The organism is Mesorhizobium sp. M8A.F.Ca.ET.207.01.1.1 (genome assembly GCF_004794715.1).
Classification (GTDB): Bacteria; Pseudomonadota; Alphaproteobacteria; order Rhizobiales; family Rhizobiaceae; genus Mesorhizobium.
In genome coordinates this window covers 356,428-375,503 of sequence record NZ_SRUS01000006.1, presented here as the reverse complement: position 1 = coordinate 375,503, position 19,076 = coordinate 356,428, and the positions used below count along the sequence as shown (strand labels likewise).

Sequence of the window (19,076 nt, the reverse complement as noted above, 5' to 3'; positions counted from 1 at the left end):
AAAAAGCCCCGTTTCCGGGGCTTTTTTTTGACTTTCGCCAGGCTCAGCCCTTTCTGGGCAGTTGCGGTACAAGGCTGCGCTTGCCGCCGTCCTTGCCCTTGGGCTCCGATTTCTGCGCCACGACCTTCTTTACCGCGGGCTTCCTGGCCACGGCTTTGGGTGGCTTCGGCGCGTCTTCCGGCTCTTCCTTCTTCGGCTTCACCGGCGCCTCGTCGGCAAGCGATTCGAGCTTGAGGCCGGTCTCGCCGGTTTCCTTCTTCTCGACGGTGACGCGCACCGTGCCGCCCTTCTTCAGCTTGCCGAACAGCACCTCGTCGGCCAGCGGCTTCTTGATGTGCTCCTGGATGACGCGGCCGAGCGGACGCGCACCCATGCGTTCGTCATAGCCCTTGTCGGCGAGCCAGGCGATCGCGTCCGGCGACAGGTCGAAGGTGACGCCACGCTCTGAAAGCTGGGCTTCCAGCTGCATGACGAACTTCTGTACCACCTGGTGGATGACCGGCACCGGCAGCGAGCCGAACGGAATGATCGCATCGAGGCGATTGCGGAATTCCGGCGTGAACAGCCGGTTGATCGCCTCGACATCGTCGCCTTCGCGCTTGGTCGAACCGAAACCGATCGCCGCGCGCTGCGCATCGGATGCGCCCGCATTGGTGGTCATGATCAGTATGACATTGCGGAAGTCGATCTGCTTGCCGTTGTGGTCGGTCAGCTTGCCGTGGTCCATAACCTGCAACAGGATGTTGAACAGGTCCGGATGCGCCTTTTCGACCTCGTCCAGCAGCAGCACGCAGTGCGGATGCTGGTCGACACCGTCGGTCAAAAGGCCGCCCTGATCGAAGCCGACATAGCCGGGAGGCGCGCCGATCAACCGCGAGACGGTGTGGCGTTCCATGTATTCCGACATGTCGAAGCGGATCAGTTCGACGCCCAGCGAGGCGGCCAGCTGCTTGGCGACTTCCGTCTTGCCGACACCCGTTGGCCCAGAGAACAGGTAGGAGCCGATCGGCTTCTCCGGTTCGCGCAGACCGGCACGTGCCAGCTTGATCGCCGAGGTCAACGCGGTGATGGCGGTGTCCTGGCCATAGACGACGCGCTTGAGCTCGATGTCCAGGCCCTGCAGCACCTTCTCGTCATCGGCCGAAACCGTCTTCGGCGGGATGCGCGCCATGGTAGCGATCGTCGCTTCGATTTCCTTGATGCCGATCGTCTTCTTGCGCTTGGCTTCCGGCACCAGCATCTGCGAGGCGCCGGTCTCGTCGATCACGTCGATCGCCTTGTCCGGCAGCTTGCGGTCGTTGATGTAGCGCGCCGACAGCTCCACCGAGGCCTTGATCGCCTCGTTGGTGAACTTCACCTTGTGGAATTCCTCATAATAGGGCTTCAGGCCCTTCATGATCTCGATGGCGTCCTCGATGGTCGGCTCGTTGACGTCGATCTTCTGGAAGCGTCGCACCAGCGCACGATCCTTCTCGAAGAACTGACGGAATTCCTTGTAGGTGGTCGAACCGATGCAACGTATTGCACCCGACGACAGAGCCGGCTTCAACAGGTTCGACGCGTCCATCGCGCCGCCCGAAGTCGCGCCGGCGCCGATCACCGTATGGATCTCGTCGATGAACAGCACTGCGCCCGGATAATCCTCGAGCTCCTTGACGACCTGCTTCAGCCGTTCCTCGAAATCGCCGCGATAGCGCGTGCCGGCCAAAAGCGTGCCCATGTCGAGAGCGAAGATGGTGGCATTGTGGAGCACTTCCGGCACGTCGCCCTCGACGATGCGCTTGGCCAGGCCTTCGGCGATCGCCGTCTTGCCGACGCCGGGGTCACCGACATAGAGCGGGTTGTTCTTGGAGCGGCGGCACAGCACCTGGATGGTGCGGTTGATCTCGCTCTCGCGGCCGATCAGCGGATCGATCTTGCCGGCCTTGGCCTTGTTGTTGAGGTTGACGCAGTAAGCCGTCAGCGCGTCCTGCTGCTGCTTCTTCTTGCCGCCTTCCTCCTGCGGCTCGGCGCCGTTCTGGCCGCCCTGCTCGTCGTCGGCGCCGCGCGGGGTGCGGCTCTCGGACGCGCCCGGGCGCTTGGCGATGCCATGCGAGATGTAGTTGACCGCGTCGTAGCGGGTCATCTGCTGTTCCTGCAGGAAATAGGCGGCATGGCTTTCGCGCTCGGCGAAGATGGCGACGAGCACGTTGGCACCCGACACTTCCTCGCGGCCGGATGACTGCACATGGATCACCGCGCGCTGGATCACGCGCTGGAAACCGGCCGTCGGTTTGGAATCCTCATCGTAGCCGGTGACCAGATTGTCGAGCTCGGTATCGATGTAGGTCAGAACGGTATGCTTCAGCTCGTCGAGATCGACGTTGCAAGCGCGCATGACGGCGGCCGCCTCGGTGTCGTCGATAAGCGCGAGCAGCAGGTGTTCAAGGGTTGCATATTCATGGTGCCGCTCGTTGGCGAGCGTCAGCGCTTGATGAAGCGCCTTTTCCAGGCCTTGGGAGAAAGCCGGCATGTTACCTCACTTCTTCTCCATCACGCATTGCAGCGGATGCTGATTCTGTCGGGCGAAATCCATGACCTGGGACACTTTGGTCTCGGCCACCTCGAATGTATAGACCCCGCACTCGCCCACTCCATGATTGTGAACATGAAGCATGATGCGTGTGGCGGCTTCGCGGTCCTTCTGGAAAAAACGTTCCAGCACGTGAACCACGAACTCCATCGGAGTGTAGTCGTCGTTGAGGATGAGGACCCGGTAAAGGCTGGGCTTCTTGGTCTTGGTTTTGGTGCGCGTGATAACGGCCGTCCCGCGGCCGGCCTCATTGCCGTCGCCGCCGCCGTTTTGCATCCGCGCCACTCGTCTCGTGGCAGTCAAACCGATCGTCACGTAATCCTGCCTCTTCGAATCCTCATGCGAGTTCGACATGTAGGTGTTCGATGGACGATTTTAAGCCCTTCTGGTTAGCTGACAATATGGCTAGGTGACCAACTTGGCGGATTTTCGCATTCGTGAAGCGTACGCTGTCGCGGATCGGAAACTGGCATGAAAAAACCCGGTCGCGTTTCCACGACCGGGTTCTGCCCCACCCACGAAGGGCCGGATCTTGAAAATTGTCGGGCGAAAATTACTTCGCCTTGGCAACGATCGATTCGAACGGCTTGTAGGCTTCCTTGGCGAGTTCGGCATAGAGGTCGCCAATCTTGGTGGCCTCGGCGACGAACGCCTCGTAGGACTGCTTGGCATAGTCGGACTGGATCTCGATCGCCTTGTCCAGCGACTTGGCCGAGAACAGCTTCTCGAACGCGGCGCTGCCGGCTTCGAAGCTCTTCTTGGTGTATTCGCCGGCCTCGGTGGCGATCGCCTGCGCGCCCTTGGACAAAGAGGCGAAGCTCTTCAATCCGGTGTCGGCGAACTCCTTGCCGTACTTGCTGAAGTCCTCATAGGTCTGGGTCATTTCATACTCTCCCTGGACGGTTGAAGCGCCCTGCCCCGAGCGCCGTTGTGCAATGCATGATAATATATTGTGCGCCGCACAAAAGTCAAGAATTCAAGGGCTCGCCACCCCGCCGGCACCGGCAATGGCTACAATTCGAATAAAGGAAGGCTCAAACCACCAGAAAATGGTGAACGCGGCGGTTACCATAAACGGATTGGTAACGCTGCCCCGCTAGCTTGGCCGGAAGCGAGGCAGGATCCCTTTGCCGCCTCCAGCGCAACGAGAAATTCAAAGGAACTACCAGTGCGTCAGGCGTTGTCGGGCATCGTTTCCAAATCCGCGTCCCCTCTCAAAACGATCATGATCCTCGCCATGGCGATGACATTCGTCGTCGCGGATGCGGCATCGTCGCTCGCGGCAAAGTCAGCGGCCATCGTCGTCGACGCCAAGACCGGCAAGGTGCTCTATTCGGCAAACGCGGATGGCCGGCGCTATCCTGCCTCGCTGACCAAGATGATGACGCTCTATCTGACCTTCGAAGCGATGGCGAAGGGCAAGATCAGCAGAAACTCGCCAGTCGTGTTTTCGGCCCATGCCTCCGCCGAGGCACCGACCAAACTGGGCGTAAAGCCGGGCGGATCGGTCACGGTCGAGACGGCGATCCTGTCGATAGTCACCAAGTCGGCCAACGACTCGGCGACCGCGCTTGGCGAAATGATCGGCGGCAACGAAACCAATTTCGCCCGCATGATGACGGCCAAGGCGCGGCAGCTCGGCATGGACGGCACCGTCTTCCGCAACGCCAACGGCCTGCCGGATCCGGGGCAGTTCACCACCGCGCGCGACATGGCCACGCTCGGCATCGCGCTGCGGGAACATTTCCCCCAGTACTACGGCTATTTCGCGCAGCGGTCCTTTCTCTACGGTCGCCAGCGCATCAATGGCCACAACCGCCTGCTCGGGCGCATCAAGGGCGTCGACGGCATCAAGACCGGCTATACCCGCGCCTCCGGCTTCAATCTCGTCTCGTCCGTTAATGACGGCAACCGCCGCCTTGTCGCCGTTGTCATGGGCGGCACGTCGGGCGGCAGCCGCGACAACCAGATGGCTGGCCTGATCAACACCTACCTGCCGAGGGCCTCGACCCGCGGTGGCGGCGATCTGATCGCCAAGGCGGACAGCAATCCAATCAAGGCACTTGCGAAGGTTCTCCTGCCCAAGCACGACGCGCCGACCCCGGACGAAAAGCCGGTGGCCGTCGCGGACGCCGATACGGCTGTCGCGGACGACACGACCACGGCTGTCGCGGACGACGCCACAGTTGCCCAGGGCGACAGCGAGGACGAGGATACAGCCGAGGCAGAGGCGCCCAAGCTGGTTGTTCCGGCAAAGAAGGTGAAGACGGTCATCGTCTCCGCCCCCAAGGTTGCCACCGCGCAGGTCGTGGCCGCCTATGCCGAGCCCGCCCCGGCCGCCGTCGATCCGGTCAGCACCGCTTCGGTTCCGTCAGGCTGGGCCATTCAGGTTGCCTCCTCGCCCAACCCGTCCGAAGCTCAGGCTTTCCTCGACAAGACCACCAAGCAGGCTCCCAAGGTGCTGGCCGACGCTTCCGGCTTCACCGCCGCTTTCGACAAGGGCGGCGTCACTTACTACCGCGCCCGTTTCGGCGGCTTTGGGTCGAAGGACGCCGCCTGGAAGGCCTGCACCGCTTTGAAGAAGAAGAAAATCGAGTGCTACGCCGTCCAGCAATAGGACTGCGTGGAAGATTTCTCCCGGAAGAATATTGCGTCGAAGGAGACTAGTTGTGATTGGAGAGCAAGACGTCCTTGGCTTCGTTAATCCGCGCCGCCAGGAAAGACGTGCCGCCGATGTCGAGGTGCAGGCGCTGCATCAGGCGGCGGTGCGCCTTGCGGACATCCGCCGCGGCGGCCCCCGCTTCAAGACCAAGGACCTTGTAGGCCTCCTCCTTAGTCATGGCGCCCGGACCTGGCGCAACACCCAGCCCTTCGCCACCGTTCGTCTCAGCGTTTTTGCGCCAGACGGGAAATCTGCCGTCAAGATACGTCTCTAGCAGTTGGCGGCTCTCCGGATCGCCGGAGAGCTCGCGGTAGAGATGCTGCAATTCCGCTTGGGTCATCGAGCCAAGCATCTTGCCATCGTGGCGGCCGGCAAGAACCAGCCCTTCAAGGCCGCCCGTATCGTGATCGAGTTCCATCTCGAGTGCCGCTGTCCGCACGGTTGAGCGTTTTCCAGCAATTGGCCTGGCATTTGGGCGCCCGGTACGCGTGGCGCCATACCAGGCGATTGCCACGAACAGGATGATTCCGCCGATGCCTTGACGCCCGACCACGAGCACGGCGCCGCCGATCAGCGCCAGCAGGATCGGCCCCAAGGTTCTCATCCCGCTTGCGAGTTGCGCCGGATCCGCACGGAGAAAGGCCATGGCCAACCCCAGGAGCACCAGCAACAACGCGACCACAACGATAATTGCGCCTAACATTTCCCATCGCCCCGCAGATATCCTGTCCGCCTGGACAGCCGCGTGATGTCCTTCAACACTTTTTCTGCGCCAGAATCATGGCCTTTACCCCCGCTGGAAGAGGACCATCATACGAGCTGGTTCTCCAACGCCGCGGCCTGTGTCGACTTCGACAGTTTTTCCTCGCGCATGGATTTCAAGATGTGGCGTCGTCGCGTCGCTTGCAAGTCCAGTGCGAAGCAAGTTTGAGGGCCAGAAATGTCTAGAGCAGGCCGAGATCGGCGAGCTCGCGCCTGAGTTTCGGCGGCATCTCGACCAGCCCCGCCCTGCCCTTGCCGAGATCGGTCGGAGCGTCCGCTGGCTTCAGATAACGCCAGCCCTGGAAGGCGCGGCGCGGCTGCCAGTCGGTGCGCACCACCTCGGGATCGAGCATCAGATGGCAGCGGCCGATACCGTCGTCATCGGTGAACGGCCGGATCTCCGTGATCAACTGCCGGCATTGCACGCTGCCCTTGATCACCCAGTAGAGCGAGCCGCCATCGGTGACCTCGTCGCCACGTGTCGGCACCATGCGGGTGGTGTGCCAGTGTTCGGCTGGTTCGCCGGCACGGCGGCGCTCGTCGAGACGGAAGGCGATCCAGTCTTCGAGATCCTCGACACTGTCGCAGCCGACGCAAAGCTTTAGGAGATTGAGAGTCATGCGCTAAGGTTAGTCCGGGGCGCCGAGACGTCAACGGCCTGGCGGACTTCTCCACAGTGCCGGTTTGGGCCAGATCTCAACACTCAACGACATTGACGGCAAGACCGCCAAGGCTGGTTTCCTTGTACTTCTCGTTCATGTCGAGGCCGGTCTGGCGCATGGTCTCGATCGCGGCGTCGAGCGGCACGAAATGCACGCCGTCGCCCTTGATCGCCAGGGACGCGGCCGTGACCGCCTTGACGGCACCCAGCGCGTTGCGTTCGATGCACGGCACCTGCACCAGCCCGCCGACGGGGTCGCAGGTCATGCCGAGATGATGCTCGAGCGCGATTTCGGCGGCATTCTCGACCTGCTCGGGCGTGCCACCCATGACGGCGCACAGGCCGGCGGCCGCCATCGCCGAGGCTGAGCCCACCTCGCCCTGGCAGCCGACCTCGGCGCCGGAGATGGACGCATTGGACTTGATGATGCCGCCGACGGCCGCTGCCGTCAGCAGGAAATCGCGGATGCTCGGCTGGTCGGCCTCGGGATGGAAATGCAGCCAGTAGCGCAGCACCGCCGGCAGAGTGCCGGCCGCGCCGTTGGTCGGCGCGGTGACGACACGCCCGCCGGCCGCATTCTCTTCGTTCACGGCCATCGCGTAGATCGACAGCCAGTCATTGGCGAGCAGCGGGTTCGGCCGGTTCTGCTGCCACTGCTCCTGCAATTTGTCATGGAGCTGCCTGGCGCGCCGCCGCACCTTCAGCCCGCCCGGCATGATTCCGTCCTGCGACAGGCCGCGGTCGATGCAGCTCTTCATGGCGCCCCAGATGGCGTCGAGGCCGGTGTCGAGCCCCTCGCGCGACATCTGCGTTTCCTCGTTGGTGCGCTTCATGTCGGCGATGGAAAGGCCGCTCTTGGCCGCCATCTTCAGCATCTCGACCGCGTTCTTGAAGGGATACGGCACTTTCTTGCCCTCGGTCGTGACCGAGCCCTTGACCTTCATCCGTTGCAGCTCTTCTTCCGAAACCACGAACCCGCCGCCGATCGAATAGTAGATGCGCTTGAGCAGCAGCCGGCCGCCCGCGTCGTGGGCATGGAACGCCATGCCGTTGGCGTGACCGGTGAGCGGCGTCTTGCGGTCGAGCACCAGATCGGTGGCCGGGTCGAAATGGTAGGAGGGATGACCGGGCGGTGAAATCAGCTTGTCGGCAGCGATGCGGCTGATGATGCCGTCGGCCTGGTCGGGGTCGACCGTTTGCGGCGTCTGGCCGGCAAGGCCGAGAATGACGGCACGGTCGCTGCCATGGCCGATGCCGGTATAGGCGAGCGAGCCATGCAGGCTGGCAGCGATGCGGTCGACCTTGGCACCGGCGGGGCGCGGCCAGTCGTCGCCCGCGACCTCTTCGAGAAAGCGGCGCGCGGCCGTCATCGGACCCATCGTGTGCGAGCTCGAAGGGCCAATGCCGATCTTGAACAGGTCGAAAACGGAAAGGAACACGCTGTCTCCTGGGTCACGTCGAGGACTACATATAGGAATTCCCGGGATGTTTCCGCTCTTTTGACGATCGCGGCGCAGCACCTGCCGACCTTGTTTGCTCCGGCAGCGACATTGATTGTCTGTCGCCATATGCGGCGATCGAAGCGATCGCGCGGGATATGGTAAACTCAACCATGGGCGATTCCTCCTATCTGTCGGCGGCCGATCTCGCGGCGCTTGGCTTTTTCCTCCTTGCGTGGGTGCTGCACACGCTCGCGTCCGATGGCAGGCTGGTTAGCCGCATGTCGCTGACGACCGCCATGAATGCGCAGCGCGAGGCCTGGATGCGCACCATGGCCGAGCGTGAGATCCGCATCGTCGACACCGCCATCATGAGCGGCCTGCAGCAGGGAACCGCCTTCTTCGCCTCCAGTTCGCTGATCGCGCTCGGCGGCTGTTTCGCCCTGCTTGGCGCGTCGGACCGCGTCATCGAGGTTCTCAGCGACCTCCCGCTGGGCGGCGTGCCGGATCGAGCCGCTTTTCAGATCAAGGTGCTGGGGCTGGTGCTGATTCTCGCCTTTTCCTTCTTCAAGTTCGGCTGGGCCTACCGGCTGTTCAACTATTGCTCGATCCTGATCGGCGCGGTGCCGATCCCGCATGGCGAAGCCTCGCGCAATCCGGTCACGCAAACGGCCGTGTGGCGCGCGACGCAGATGAACATGCTGGCCGGCAAGCATTTCAACTCGGGCCTGCGCGGCGTGTTCTTCTCGATCGGCTATCTCGGCTGGTCCGTCGATCCCCTGGTGTTCGTGCTGTCGACGCTTCTGCTGCTGGCCGTCCTGGTGCGGCGCCAGTTCTTCTCGGCAGCGCGGCGCGCCGTCATCGGTCAGCCGCCCGGCGCCGGAAACGGCTGATCAATGCGCCCGGAAAGCCAATAGGCCAAAAGTCCGATCCACTCGCGAACCGCCATCGTGGTCGCCTGCAGCGAGTCGGACGGGTTGTCTCGGAACAGGCCGATGCCTTCCTTGCCCGAGGTACGATAGTCGACCGGCCATGGAACGGTTGGAAAACCGGCCTTGTCGAACAGCGCCTTGGCGCGGGGCATGTGAAAGGCTGATGTCACTAGCAGCCATGTCTCGCCCGGCTTGGGTTTGACCAGTTCGCGGCTGAAGACCGCGTTCTCGTAAGTGTTACGGGATTTGTCTTCGAGGATCAGACGGTCGGCCGGTACACCCAGCGCCTCGAGCAGGCGTGGCGCCGTGTCGGCATCACCTTCGCCATCGAAGAACAGTGAGCCGTTTCCACCGGAGACCACCACTGTTGCCTGCGGGAAACGCCGGGCGAGGATTGCGGTCTCGACCATGCGATCGCCGCTGCTGTTCAATTCATGGCCGCCGCGCACGAGGTTGATAGCGCCCTCGAAGCCGCCGCCGAGCACGGCGATGCCGTCCACCTTCTCCGGCAGCGACGGCTTGGGAAAGCGTTCTTCCAACGGATTGAGCATCATGGCGCCGAGCGACGTCCAGGCCGATAGTGCAAGGATCAGGAACGCCAGCACACTGCCGGTGACGGCAAGTCGCCGCCGGCCGATCATCCCCGCGATCAGCCCCGCCAAAAGCAGGAAGATTGTCAGGTTGAGTGGCTGGATGAAGAACCAGAAGACCTTGGAAAGATAGTAGAACATCGCTCAACCCTTACAGCGCCAAGGACGCCGTAATGCTTCAGTTTCACGCATGATCCTATCCGAAAATCGATCGCGATTTTCGGGGGCATGCGTCAGACGAGCGATACCCTTACCACCACTTCTCCGGCTGGAATGTGCCGGCCGCCTGCTCGATGACGGCGGCGGTCTGGAACAATGTCTCTTCCTCGAACGGCCGGCCGATCAGCTGCAGGCCGAGCGGCAATCCCTTGGGATCGAGGCCGGCGGGCACCGCAATGCCGGGCAGGCCGGCCATGTTCACGGTGACCGTGAAAATGTCGTTGAGGTACATCTTGACCGGATCGGCGGCCATGTCCTCGTCGGCGATGCCGAAGGCGGCGGACGGGGTCGCGGGCGTCAGGATGACATCGACACCGGCGGCGAAGACGTTTTCGAAGTCGCGCTTGATCAGGTTGCGCACCTTCTGCGCCTGCAGATAGTAGGCGTCGTAGTAGCCGGCCGACAGCACGTAGGTGCCGATCATGATACGGCGCTTGACCTCGCGGCCGAAGCCGGCGGCACGCGTCTTCTCGTACATCTCGACAATGTCCTTGCCCGGCACGCGCAAGCCGTAGCGGACGCCGTCATAGCGGGCGAGGTTGGACGACGCCTCGGCGGGAGCCACGATGTAATAGGCCGGCAGCGCGTATTTGGTGTGCGGCAGGGAGATGTCGACGATCTCGGCGCCGGCATCCCTGAGCCAGGCAATGCCCTTCTGCCACAGGGCCTCGATCTCCTCAGGCATGCCCTCGACGCGGTATTCCTTGGGAATGCCGACCTTCATGCCCTTGATCGGCTTGCCGATCGCAGCCTCGTAGTCCGGCACCGGCCTGTCGACTGACGTCGTGTCCTTCGGATCGACCGAGGCCATGGATTTCAAAAGAATGGCAGCGTCGCGCACGTCGCGAGCGATCGGGCCGGCCTGGTCGAGCGACGAGGCGAAGGCGACGATGCCCCAGCGCGAGCAGCGGCCGTAGGTCGGCTTGATGCCAACAGTGCCGGTGAAGGCGGCTGGCTGGCGGATCGAGCCACCGGTGTCGGTCGCCGTCGCACCGGCACACAGGAAGGCCGAGACGGCAGTCGCCGAACCACCGGAAGACCCACCCGGCACCAGCTGTGCATTGTCGAGGCTACGCTGGGTCTTCGTGCCGCCGGCCGACACGAAGCCGCCATCCCCCTGATGTGTCGTCGGCATCACCACCGTATCGAGGCGCGAACGCCGCCACGGATTGATGACCGGGCCATAGTAGGAGGTCTCGTTGGACGAGCCCATGGCGAACTCGTCCATGTTGAGCTTGCCCAGCATGACCGCGCCATCGGCCCACAGATTGGATGTGACGGTCGATTCATAGCGCGGCTTGAAGCCGTCGAGCACATGGCTGCAGGCCTGGGTATGGACGCCTTCAGTACCGAACAGGTCCTTGATCCCAAGCGGAATGCCTTCCAGAGCACCGCCCTCGCCCTTGAGCAGCCTCGCGTCCGACGTCTTGGCCATCTCGCGTGCCTTGTCTCCGGTCACAGCGACATAGGCATTGAGCGCCGGATTGGCGCGATCGATCGCCGAGAGATAGCTTTCAGTCAGCTCGGTCGCGGTGATTTCCTTGCCGCGCAGCTTGGCGCGGGCCTGCGAAATCGTCAGTCGGGTCAGGTCGCTCATCATAGGCTCTTTTCGTAAAACACCGACCACTCGGAATCGGGATAATCCAGCACCGGCCCGCAGCGCGAGAACCCGGCACGTTCATAGACGGTCCAGGCGGCCGGATGGCGGTCACCGGTCTCCAGCACCAGCCGCTTCAATCCTTCATGGCGCGCCAGCGCCTCAAGCCGCTCAACGACGCCGGCGCCGATCTTGCGGCCGCGATGCGAAGGCCTGATATACATGCGCTTGACCTCACCGATCGCGTCGCCGTGCCGCTTCAGCGCGCCGCAACCAATGGCGATCCCATTGTCGCGAGCGATGAAAACTGTCGTGTCCTGCCCCGCCATCTGCTCGACAGTCAGATGGTAGCAATGCTCCGGCGGCGTCAATTCGAGCAAGGTTTCGTTGAGCTCCCTCACCAGGCCGCGCACGTCGTCCTGCAGCGGCGTCTCGATGGCGATCTCGATTGCCATCGGCGCCTTACTCCACGACCTTCGGCACGAGGAAGAAATTCTCGTCGGTCGCCGGTGCGTTGGCGACGATGTCGGCCGCCTTGTTGCCGTCTGTGACGACATCCGCGCGCTTCTTCATCTCCATCGGCGTCACAGAGGTCATCGGTTCGACACCGGAAACATCGACCTCGTTCAACTGTTCGACGAAGCCCAGAATGGCGTTCAACTCGCCGGTCATGCGCTCGGCATCTTCCTCGCTCACCGCGATGCGGGCGAGATGCGCGACGCGCTTCACTGTCTTGACATCAACGGACATGTATTTGCCTCGGGAAAAACCAGTCCGGGCTATAGCGGCGCGGCGCGCGGCGCGCAACATGCGCCGGCCGACAATCGGGCAAACAGCTTCATGGCAGGGCAACGCCTTCGCAGAGATAATAGCTGCCGCTGTTACCGCTCGCCTCGCTCTCATCGTCGATGGGTCGGCCCGAGACGAGATCGAGCTGCGTCGGGCTGATCCGCGTCACCGACAGGACATCCGGAAAGACGTAGCCCGGTTCCTGGCAGATGGCCGTCACCGCCCAGCTGGGCGAGCCCGTCGCCTTGCTGACTTGAACGAACTCGCAGCTATACTCGACGCCCTGCAGGCCATGCACCGAAAGCACGATGTTGCCGGCATCGACAAGCGCCTGCAGCGTCTCCTTCCTGGCCTGCCCGCAAAGCTCCTCGGACTGCATATAGACGCCGTCGATGAAATCATCGGCGGCGAGCGCGGGCGACGCGGCGACAACCATCGACACGCAAAGAGATCGCCCCAACACCATGGATTTGTTCCGCTTTCGTTGTTTCTATAGGGTAATCGCTTGGCCAATCTTCGGCAACGCGACCTTGACGCCCGACCCTTCCAAGCCGGCTTCGAACTTTTCAGGCGTCGGATCGATCATCGGAAACGTGCCGAAATGGCAAGGGACAACCGTGTCGAACTTGAAGAAGCGGCGGCAGGCGAGGGCTGCCACCGCGCCGCCCATGGTGAAGCGGTCGCCGATCGGGACAATGCCGATCTTCGGCTCGTGCAGTTCGTTGATCAGCGCCATGTCGGAAAAGATGTCGGTATCGCCCATATGATAGAGCGTGCGGTCATCCGGGAAATGCAGGACGAGCCCGCCCGGATTGCCGAGATAGACGTTCCTGCCGCCATCTTCGCCAAACGAGGAGGAGTGCAGCGCCTGGACAAAGGTGGTGGTGAAGCCGCCGCAATCGACCGTGCCGCCGATGTTGCCGGGATTGATCTTCTTGTCGCTGACGCCCTTGCCGACTAGGTACATGCAGATTTCGAAATTGGCGACCAGTTGAGCGCCACTCTTGCCGAGCACTTCCAGCGCGCCGCTGATGTGGTCGCTGTGCCCGTGTGTCAAAAGAACATGCGTGATCCCTTCGGCAGGCTCTTCCCAACCGCCGGTCCAGGACGGATTGCCGATCAAATAAGGGTCGATCAGGATTTTCGCGGCACCGGTTTCGATGCGGAACGCCGAGTGGCCGTACCAGGTCAATTTCATCAATGCATTTCCTCGATTTTTGTCGAGCCAGAGGATAGAACGCCGCTAGCCCCGAGATCAAAGGGTATAGTGTCCGCCGCGCATTCGAAAAGACGCGTGCTACCGAAAAGACGAGGGAAACCGTTGGCTGTCATCACGATTGAGCAATTGCCGGCGCGCCTCGCCGACGGCAGGACCCTGGCAGGGCTCGATCTCGGCGACAAGACGATCGGTGTCGCGGTTTCCGACCGGGGGTTCTCCTTCGCTCATCCCCGCCCGGTCATCCTCAGAAAGAAATTCTCGCTCGACGCGGCCGTCCTTCTGACGTTGCTGGAGAAGGAGAATGTCGGTGCGGTGGCGATCGGACTGCCGATCAACATGGACGGATCCGAAGGCCCACGCGCCCAGAAATCGCGCGCCTTCGTGCGCAACATGGCGCAACTGAGCGACCTGCCCTTCGTGTTCTGGGATGAGCGGCTATCGACGGTCGCGGCCGAACGGACGCTGATCGAAATGGACTTCTCGCGCGCCAAACGCGCCGGCAAGATCGATTCGGCGGCAGCCGCCTTTATTCTGCAGGGAGTTTTGGACCGGCTTCAGTCGCTCGATGCAGCCGATCGAACCGAACCGGACCCGTCCAGCGCCGGCTGACCCAGCCCAAAATCTCGCGACGCCTGCGGAATGCCCACAAGGCCGTCAGCAGAAGCCCGTCGAAGACGCAAGTCTTCGCCACCATTCCGGGGATGATCGATGGGTCGATGCCCAGAATCTGGCCGTAGAGCTGGAAGAAGAAGTCGTGCGTCTGCCGGCTGAACATGACGTAGCCGAAATTGATGTCGTTGGCCGATAGATAGAACCAGCCCCAGAAAATTGCCATCGGGGCGGCCCACATTCCGAAGATGTAACGCATCAGCGGCCTCCCTTTCCGTTCGAGCCAGTCCGACCCGATATCAGGGAGAGCAGCGAATTATGCGCCGCGGCCTTCGCCATGCTGTGCGCCGTGGCGTGGAAATCGTCCCCATCCAACGCGGCTACCGAACGCCGCTCGGCGAGCATCGCGACATAAGAGGCCAGGAGTGCGGCCAATTGCACAGCCACCACCATGAACAGACCGTTGATGCCTTGGGCAGCGCCGCCGATCAGGATCATCGACATCACGCCGGAAGCGGAAATAAAGGCGATGCGAACGACGCTGTCGGCACCCGGGCTGGACGCGTCGTTGATCAGCGTATCGACAAAGGCCCAGAAGAACAGCACCGCCACGACCAGCAATGCGGTCGCCAGCGGAGCGACCACGACGATGTTCTCCAGATTGATCAATCGGGCGCTCTCGACGGTCACGCCGAGTACGCCAAGAGCCGCCGCCACACCTCGATTTCCATCGATACAGATCAGCGCGAGCAGAGCGAAAACGATCGCCCAGTGCACCGACAGAAATGAGGTCAATACGTGTCGCATCGTGATTCCTGCTTCGACAGGAATGACAGTGGGCTTTGCGGTTCGCCGCCGCAACGGAAACCATTTGTTAAGGTTAACGGCGACGGCGGGGATCGGCAACGCCCCCGATGACCGGCATCGCGTCAATTCACCGGCGGATAGAGCGTATCGATGATCATGCGCGCATCGTGACGCGAATCGAGCATACCGTAGGTATTGCGCCACTGGCCCGCGAGCCGCGTCTCGACGAAAGCATCGGCGATCCGCCCTGCCCCCAGTCGGCGTAACTCGGCGGCCGCCGCCGACAGCGCAAGCTGTTCCGTAAGCAGTCGGGCCGAGCCCTCGTCGGTCGAAGCCACCTGCATGGCCGCCTTCAGAACACCGATCGTGCCGCGCCCGCCGGCGCCGAGGTCGCGGTCGATGCCGCCCAGCACCTCTTCGAAAAGGCCGGGCGCGCGGCCAAGCACGCGCAGCACGTCGAGCGCCATGACATTGCCCGATCCTTCCCAGATCGCGTTGACAGGCGCTTCACGGTAATAGCGGGCGAGTGGAGCTTCCTCGACATAGCCATTGCCGCCAAGGCATTCCATCGCCTCGTAAAGCAGCGGCGGCGCGATCTTGCAGACCCAGTATTTGACGACCGGCGTCATGGCGCGGGCGAACGCCGCCTCGCCGCGGTCGCTCGCCGCCTCGTCGAAGGAACGCGCCAGCCGGAATGACAGCGCGGTCGCCGCGGCGACATCGAGCGCCATGTCGGCCAGCACGCGCTGCATAAGCGGTTGCTCGATCAGGTTGGTTCCGAACACCTGGCGATGGCGGGCATGATGGATCGCTTCGGCCAGCCCCGCCCGCATGATCGCCGAAGACGCCACCGCGCAGTCGAGCCGGGTCAGCGTCACCATGTCCATGATCGTCTTGACTCCGGCGCCGGGCTCGCCGACCATCTCGCCGATGGCGTTGACGAACTCGACTTCGGAAGACGCGTTGGAGCGGTTGCCGAGCTTGTCCTTCAGCCGCTGGAAGCGAAAGCCATTGCCCGACCCGTCACCGAGCACACGTGGCACCAGGAAGCACGACAGCCCCTCCGGCGCCTGCGCCAGCACCAGGAAGGCATCCGACATCGGCGCCGACATGAACCATTTGTGTCCCGACAGGCGGTAGAACCCGCTTCCGACGCGTTCCGCCCTGGTCACATTGGCCCGCACATCCGTGCCGCCCTGCTTCTCGGTCATGCCCATGCCGAGCGTCAGTCCGGTCTTCTCGACCGGCGGCTTCTGGCTCTGGTCGTATTTGCGGGTCGTCACGCGCGGCGCCCATTCGCGAAACAGTTTTGGGCTGGCCATCAATGCCGCCAGCGAGGCGCTGGTCATGGTGATGGGGCACAGGTGCCCGGTCTCGAGTTCCGCCGTCAGGTAGAAACGCGCGGCCCGCACCTGATGGCGGCGGCCAATCTCGGCGTCGCCATTTTCCCAGACCGAGGAGTGCAGGCCGTTGGCCACCGAACGGCGCATCAACGCGTGGTAGGCCGGATGGAATTCGACCAGGTCGATGCGCCGTCCCTGGCGATCGTGCGTCCTGAGTTTTGGCGTCTCGACATTGGCGAGGCGCGCCAGTTCCTGCGCTTCTTGCGTGAGCACGAAACGGCCAAGCCCGTCGAGATCCTTGCGCACCGGATCGGAAAAGCGCTCGGCAAGCTGGATCAGCAACGGATCGCCTCGCCAGGCGTTGCCGCCCGTCAGCGGCGGCGGCTGGTTCGTTACGTCGTCGGTCACGCCCAATCCTTCTAGAAAGGCCTTATCGTCGGAAAGCCTCGAATCCGAGGCCATCGGCTAGATATAGCCAAGCGTTGCTGCCCGCGCGACGAAAATACCGGGGAGAACGGCGTCAATGCAAAGCGGGTGCTTGCGGGCGCGAAATCCGCACCCTATAGCAGCCCCTTGAGATGACCGACGCTTCGTCCCTGCCACTCTATCCTCACCGCCATCTTCTGGGCATCAGCGATCTTTCGCCCGCCGACATCGAGCTGTTGCTCGACAGGGCGGATCGGGCGGTCGCGATCTCGCGGCAGTCCGAGAAAAAGACCTCGACGCTGCGCGGCCGCACCCAGATCAACCTCTTCTACGAAGCCTCGACCCGCACGCAGTCCTCGTTCGAACTGGCTGGAAAGCGGCTTGGCGCCGATGTCATGAACATGTCGGTGGCGAGTTCCTCGGTGAAGAAGGGCGAGACGCTCATCGACACCGCGATGACGCTGAACGCCATGCGGCCCGACATATTGATCATCCGCCACCAGTCGGCGGGCGCGGCGGCCCTTCTGGCGCAGAAGGTCGGTTGCTCGGTGGTCAATGCCGGCGACGGCGCGCATGAACACCCGACACAGGCGCTGCTCGACGCGCTCACCATCCGCCGCGCCAAGGGTCCGCTGTCGAAGCTGATCGTGGCGATCTGCGGCGACATCCTGCATTCGCGCGTGGCGCGCTCCAACATCATGCTGCTCAACGCCCTCGGCGCACAGGTGCGGGTGGTGGCACCCTCGACGCTGCTGCCCTCGGGCATCGACAGGATGGGCGTGATCGTCTGCCGCTCGATGGCGGAAGGCCTGAAGGACGCGGATGTGGTGATGATGCTGCGCTTGCAGCGCGAGCGCATGGAAGGCGCCTTCGTGCCGTCGGTGCGCGAATATTTCCGCTATTTCGGCCTTGATACCGAGAAGCTGAAGGCGGCCAAGGATGACGCGCTGGTCATGCATCCCGGCCCGATGAACCGAGGTGTTGAGATCGCCTCCGAAATCGCCGACGGCCCGCAAAGCGTCATCCAGGAACAGGTGGAAATGGGTGTCGCCGTGCGCATGGCGGTGATGGAAGCGCTGCTTGATCCCCGTCGTAATCAAGAGGGCCGCAATCAAGAGGGTCGCGGCGCATGAGCACGACTGTCTTTGAACGCGCTCGCATCGTCGACCCTTCGCGCGGCATCGACGAAGTCGGCTCCGTCATAGTCGATGGCAAGAAAATCGTTGCCGCGGGCAAGGCGGCGCTGAACCAGGGCGTCCCCGAAGGCGCCACGGCAATCGACTGCGCCGGCAAGGCGATCATGCCAGGTTTGATCGATGGCCGGGTCTTCATCGGCGAGCCGGGCGGCGAGCATCGCGAAACCATCGCTTCGGCGAGTGTCGCCGCGGCCGCCGGCGGAGTGACGTCGATCGTCATGATGCCCGACACCGACCCGGTGATCGACAATGTGGCGCTGGTCGAATTCGTGTTGCGCACCGCCAAGGATACGGCCGTCGTCAACATCTTTCCGGCCGCAGCCATCACCAAGGGCCTCCACGGGCGCGAGATGACGGAGTTCGGCCTGCTGCGCGAGGCCGGCGCGGTCGCCTTCACCGATGGCCGGCATACCATATCGAGCGCGCTGGTGATGCGCCGAGCGCTGACCTACGCGCGCGATTTCGGCGCCACCATCGTCCATGAAACGCAGGATGCCGACCTTGGGTCATCGGGCGTCATGAATGAAGGCCTGTATGCCAGTTGGCTCGGCCTTTCCGGCATTCCGCGTGAAGCCGAATCCATCCCGCTCGAGCGTGACCTTGCGCTGGCGCGGCTGACGCGGGGTTCGTACCATGCCGCGAAGATCTCGACGGCAATGGCGGCAAGCGCCATGGCACGGGCGAAGGCCGACGGAGCGGCAGTGACATCGGGCGTGTCGATCCACAATCTGTCGCTCAATGAAAACGACGTCGGCGAATACCGCACCTTCTTCCGCCTGACGCCGCCGCTGCGCGCCGAGGAAGACCGGCTGGCTGTCATCGAGGCGGTCAAGGACGGTACGGTGGATGTCATCGTCTCTTCGCATGATCCGCAGGATGTCGACACCAAGCGCCTGCCCTTCGCCGACGCCGCGGCCGGAGCCATCGGCCTCGAAACCCTGCTGGGCGCCGCCTTGCGGCTCTACCACAATGGCGATGTGCCTTTGCTCCGGCTGATCGAAACCTTGTCCACCGCGCCGGCGAGGCTGTTCGGATTGCCCGGCGGCACGCTGAAGCCGGGCGCGGCAGCCGACCTGGCGCTTGTCGATCTCGATGAACCCTGGATCGTCAGTGAAAGCGGCATCCGCTCGCGCTCGAAAAACACCTGTTTCGAAGGCGCACGCCTGCAAGGCAAGGTCTTGCAAACGCTGGTGGCGGGCCGCACAGTGTTTTCCGCCTGAGCCGGCAATAGCCATGCGACATCGAGCATGGCC

Annotated in this window: 20 protein-coding genes; 5 read left to right on the top strand and 15 right to left on the bottom strand. The window is 63.1% G+C overall.

Annotation, left to right across the window (positions count from 1 at the left end; all coding sequences use genetic code 11):
- Nucleotides 1–43 precede the first annotated feature (43 nt).
- The 3 genes from clpA to EN850_RS20150 form a co-directional block, all read right to left on the bottom strand.
- The gene (gene clpA / locus EN850_RS20160; protein WP_136092087.1) at nt 44–2,512 is read right to left on the bottom strand and encodes an ATP-dependent Clp protease ATP-binding subunit ClpA; all 2,469 of its coding nucleotides are present in this window, start codon (nt 2,510–2,512) and stop codon (nt 44–46) included.
- Between the two features lie 6 nt (nt 2,513–2,518).
- Complete coding sequence (clpS, locus tag EN850_RS20155) at nt 2,519–2,848, bottom strand: ATP-dependent Clp protease adapter ClpS (RefSeq protein WP_010909565.1); 330 nt, start codon at nt 2,846–2,848, stop codon at nt 2,519–2,521.
- Nucleotides 2,849–3,125: 277 nt separating this feature from the next.
- A complete protein-coding gene (locus EN850_RS20150) occupies nt 3,126–3,455 on the bottom strand; it encodes a phasin family protein (protein WP_095774324.1) in 330 nt (109 codons plus the stop codon).
- Between the two features lie 285 nt (nt 3,456–3,740).
- Between EN850_RS20150 and EN850_RS20145 the strand changes: the two genes are divergently transcribed.
- Nucleotides 3,741–5,189, top strand: a complete 1,449-nt coding sequence (locus EN850_RS20145) for a D-alanyl-D-alanine carboxypeptidase (RefSeq protein ID WP_136092086.1) — start codon at nt 3,741–3,743, stop codon at nt 5,187–5,189.
- 46 nt (nt 5,190–5,235) lie between these two features.
- Here the strand turns inward: EN850_RS20145 and EN850_RS20140 are convergent, their stop codons facing one another.
- The 3 genes from EN850_RS20140 to EN850_RS20130 form a co-directional block, all read right to left on the bottom strand.
- On the bottom strand, nt 5,236–5,937 hold the full coding sequence (locus tag EN850_RS20140; protein ID WP_136092085.1) for a molecular chaperone DnaJ: 702 nt from the start codon (nt 5,935–5,937) through the stop codon (nt 5,236–5,238).
- A 241-nt stretch (nt 5,938–6,178) separates the two neighbouring features.
- Nucleotides 6,179–6,616, bottom strand: coding sequence for a DUF1489 family protein (locus EN850_RS20135; RefSeq protein ID WP_136092084.1), 438 nt, complete (start codon nt 6,614–6,616; stop codon nt 6,179–6,181).
- A gap of 76 nt (nt 6,617–6,692) precedes the next feature.
- A complete protein-coding gene (locus EN850_RS20130) occupies nt 6,693–8,096 on the bottom strand; it encodes an L-serine ammonia-lyase (protein ID WP_136092083.1) in 1,404 nt (467 codons plus the stop codon).
- 173 nt (nt 8,097–8,269) lie between these two features.
- On the opposite strand from EN850_RS20130, the gene EN850_RS20125 reads away from it, so the two are divergent.
- Complete coding sequence (locus EN850_RS20125) at nt 8,270–8,989, top strand: DUF599 domain-containing protein (protein WP_136092082.1); 720 nt, start codon at nt 8,270–8,272, stop codon at nt 8,987–8,989.
- Here EN850_RS20125 and EN850_RS20120 read toward each other — a convergent pair.
- The 6 genes from EN850_RS20120 to EN850_RS20095 all read right to left on the bottom strand — a co-directional run bounded on the left by EN850_RS20120 (nt 8,962) and on the right by EN850_RS20095 (nt 13,421).
- On the bottom strand, nt 8,962–9,759 hold the full coding sequence (locus EN850_RS20120; protein WP_136092081.1) for a YdcF family protein: 798 nt from the start codon (nt 9,757–9,759) through the stop codon (nt 8,962–8,964). The genes EN850_RS20125 and EN850_RS20120 overlap by 28 nt on opposite strands.
- 109 nt (nt 9,760–9,868) lie before the next feature.
- Complete coding sequence (locus EN850_RS20115; protein ID WP_127872503.1) at nt 9,869–11,434, bottom strand: amidase family protein; 1,566 nt, start codon at nt 11,432–11,434, stop codon at nt 9,869–9,871.
- Complete coding sequence (locus EN850_RS20110) at nt 11,434–11,889, bottom strand: GNAT family N-acetyltransferase (protein WP_135918456.1); 456 nt, start codon at nt 11,887–11,889, stop codon at nt 11,434–11,436. The genes EN850_RS20115 and EN850_RS20110 overlap by 1 nt, the downstream gene beginning before the upstream one ends.
- Nucleotides 11,890–11,896: 7 nt before the next feature.
- Entirely contained in the window at nt 11,897–12,184 is a 288-nt protein-coding gene (gene gatC, locus EN850_RS20105) for an Asp-tRNA(Asn)/Glu-tRNA(Gln) amidotransferase subunit GatC (protein ID WP_127872505.1), read from the bottom strand.
- An 88-nt stretch (nt 12,185–12,272) separates the two neighbouring features.
- Nucleotides 12,273–12,689, bottom strand: a complete 417-nt coding sequence (locus EN850_RS20100) for a hypothetical protein (protein ID WP_136092080.1) — start codon at nt 12,687–12,689, stop codon at nt 12,273–12,275.
- Nucleotides 12,690–12,713: 24 nt separating this feature from the next.
- Nucleotides 12,714–13,421, bottom strand: a complete 708-nt coding sequence (locus EN850_RS20095; protein ID WP_127872507.1) for a metal-dependent hydrolase — start codon at nt 13,419–13,421, stop codon at nt 12,714–12,716.
- A 123-nt stretch (nt 13,422–13,544) separates the two neighbouring features.
- Here EN850_RS20095 and ruvX point away from each other — a divergent pair, with 123 nt between their 5' ends.
- A complete protein-coding gene (ruvX, locus tag EN850_RS20090) occupies nt 13,545–14,051 on the top strand; it encodes a Holliday junction resolvase RuvX (RefSeq protein ID WP_127872508.1) in 507 nt (168 codons plus the stop codon).
- On the opposite strand, the gene EN850_RS20085 is transcribed toward ruvX, so the two are convergent.
- From EN850_RS20085 to EN850_RS20075, 3 genes are all read right to left on the bottom strand, one after another.
- On the bottom strand, nt 13,969–14,310 hold the full coding sequence (locus tag EN850_RS20085) for a DUF6105 family protein (RefSeq protein WP_127278349.1): 342 nt from the start codon (nt 14,308–14,310) through the stop codon (nt 13,969–13,971). The genes ruvX and EN850_RS20085 overlap by 83 nt on opposite strands.
- Nucleotides 14,310–14,858 carry a hypothetical protein gene (locus EN850_RS20080; RefSeq protein ID WP_136092186.1) on the bottom strand — a complete coding sequence of 183 codons (549 nt, stop codon included), beginning with the start codon at nt 14,856–14,858 and terminating at the stop codon, nt 14,310–14,312. Before EN850_RS20080 ends, EN850_RS20085 begins: the two co-directional genes overlap by 1 nt.
- Before the next feature lie 122 nt (nt 14,859–14,980).
- Entirely contained in the window at nt 14,981–16,609 is a 1,629-nt protein-coding gene (locus tag EN850_RS20075; protein WP_127278351.1) for a DNA alkylation response protein, read from the bottom strand.
- Nucleotides 16,610–16,779: 170 nt separating this feature from the next.
- On the opposite strand from EN850_RS20075, the gene EN850_RS20070 reads away from it, so the two are divergent.
- Together EN850_RS20070 and EN850_RS20065 are read left to right on the top strand one after the other, a co-directional pair.
- Nucleotides 16,780–17,760: an aspartate carbamoyltransferase catalytic subunit gene (locus EN850_RS20070; protein ID WP_135864588.1), complete on the top strand. Its 981-nt coding sequence runs from the start codon at nt 16,780–16,782 to the stop codon at nt 17,758–17,760.
- Entirely contained in the window at nt 17,757–19,043 is a 1,287-nt protein-coding gene (locus tag EN850_RS20065) for a dihydroorotase (RefSeq protein WP_135864586.1), read from the top strand. The genes EN850_RS20070 and EN850_RS20065 overlap by 4 nt, the downstream gene beginning before the upstream one ends.
- The last annotated feature ends 33 nt before the right edge of the window (nt 19,044–19,076 follow it).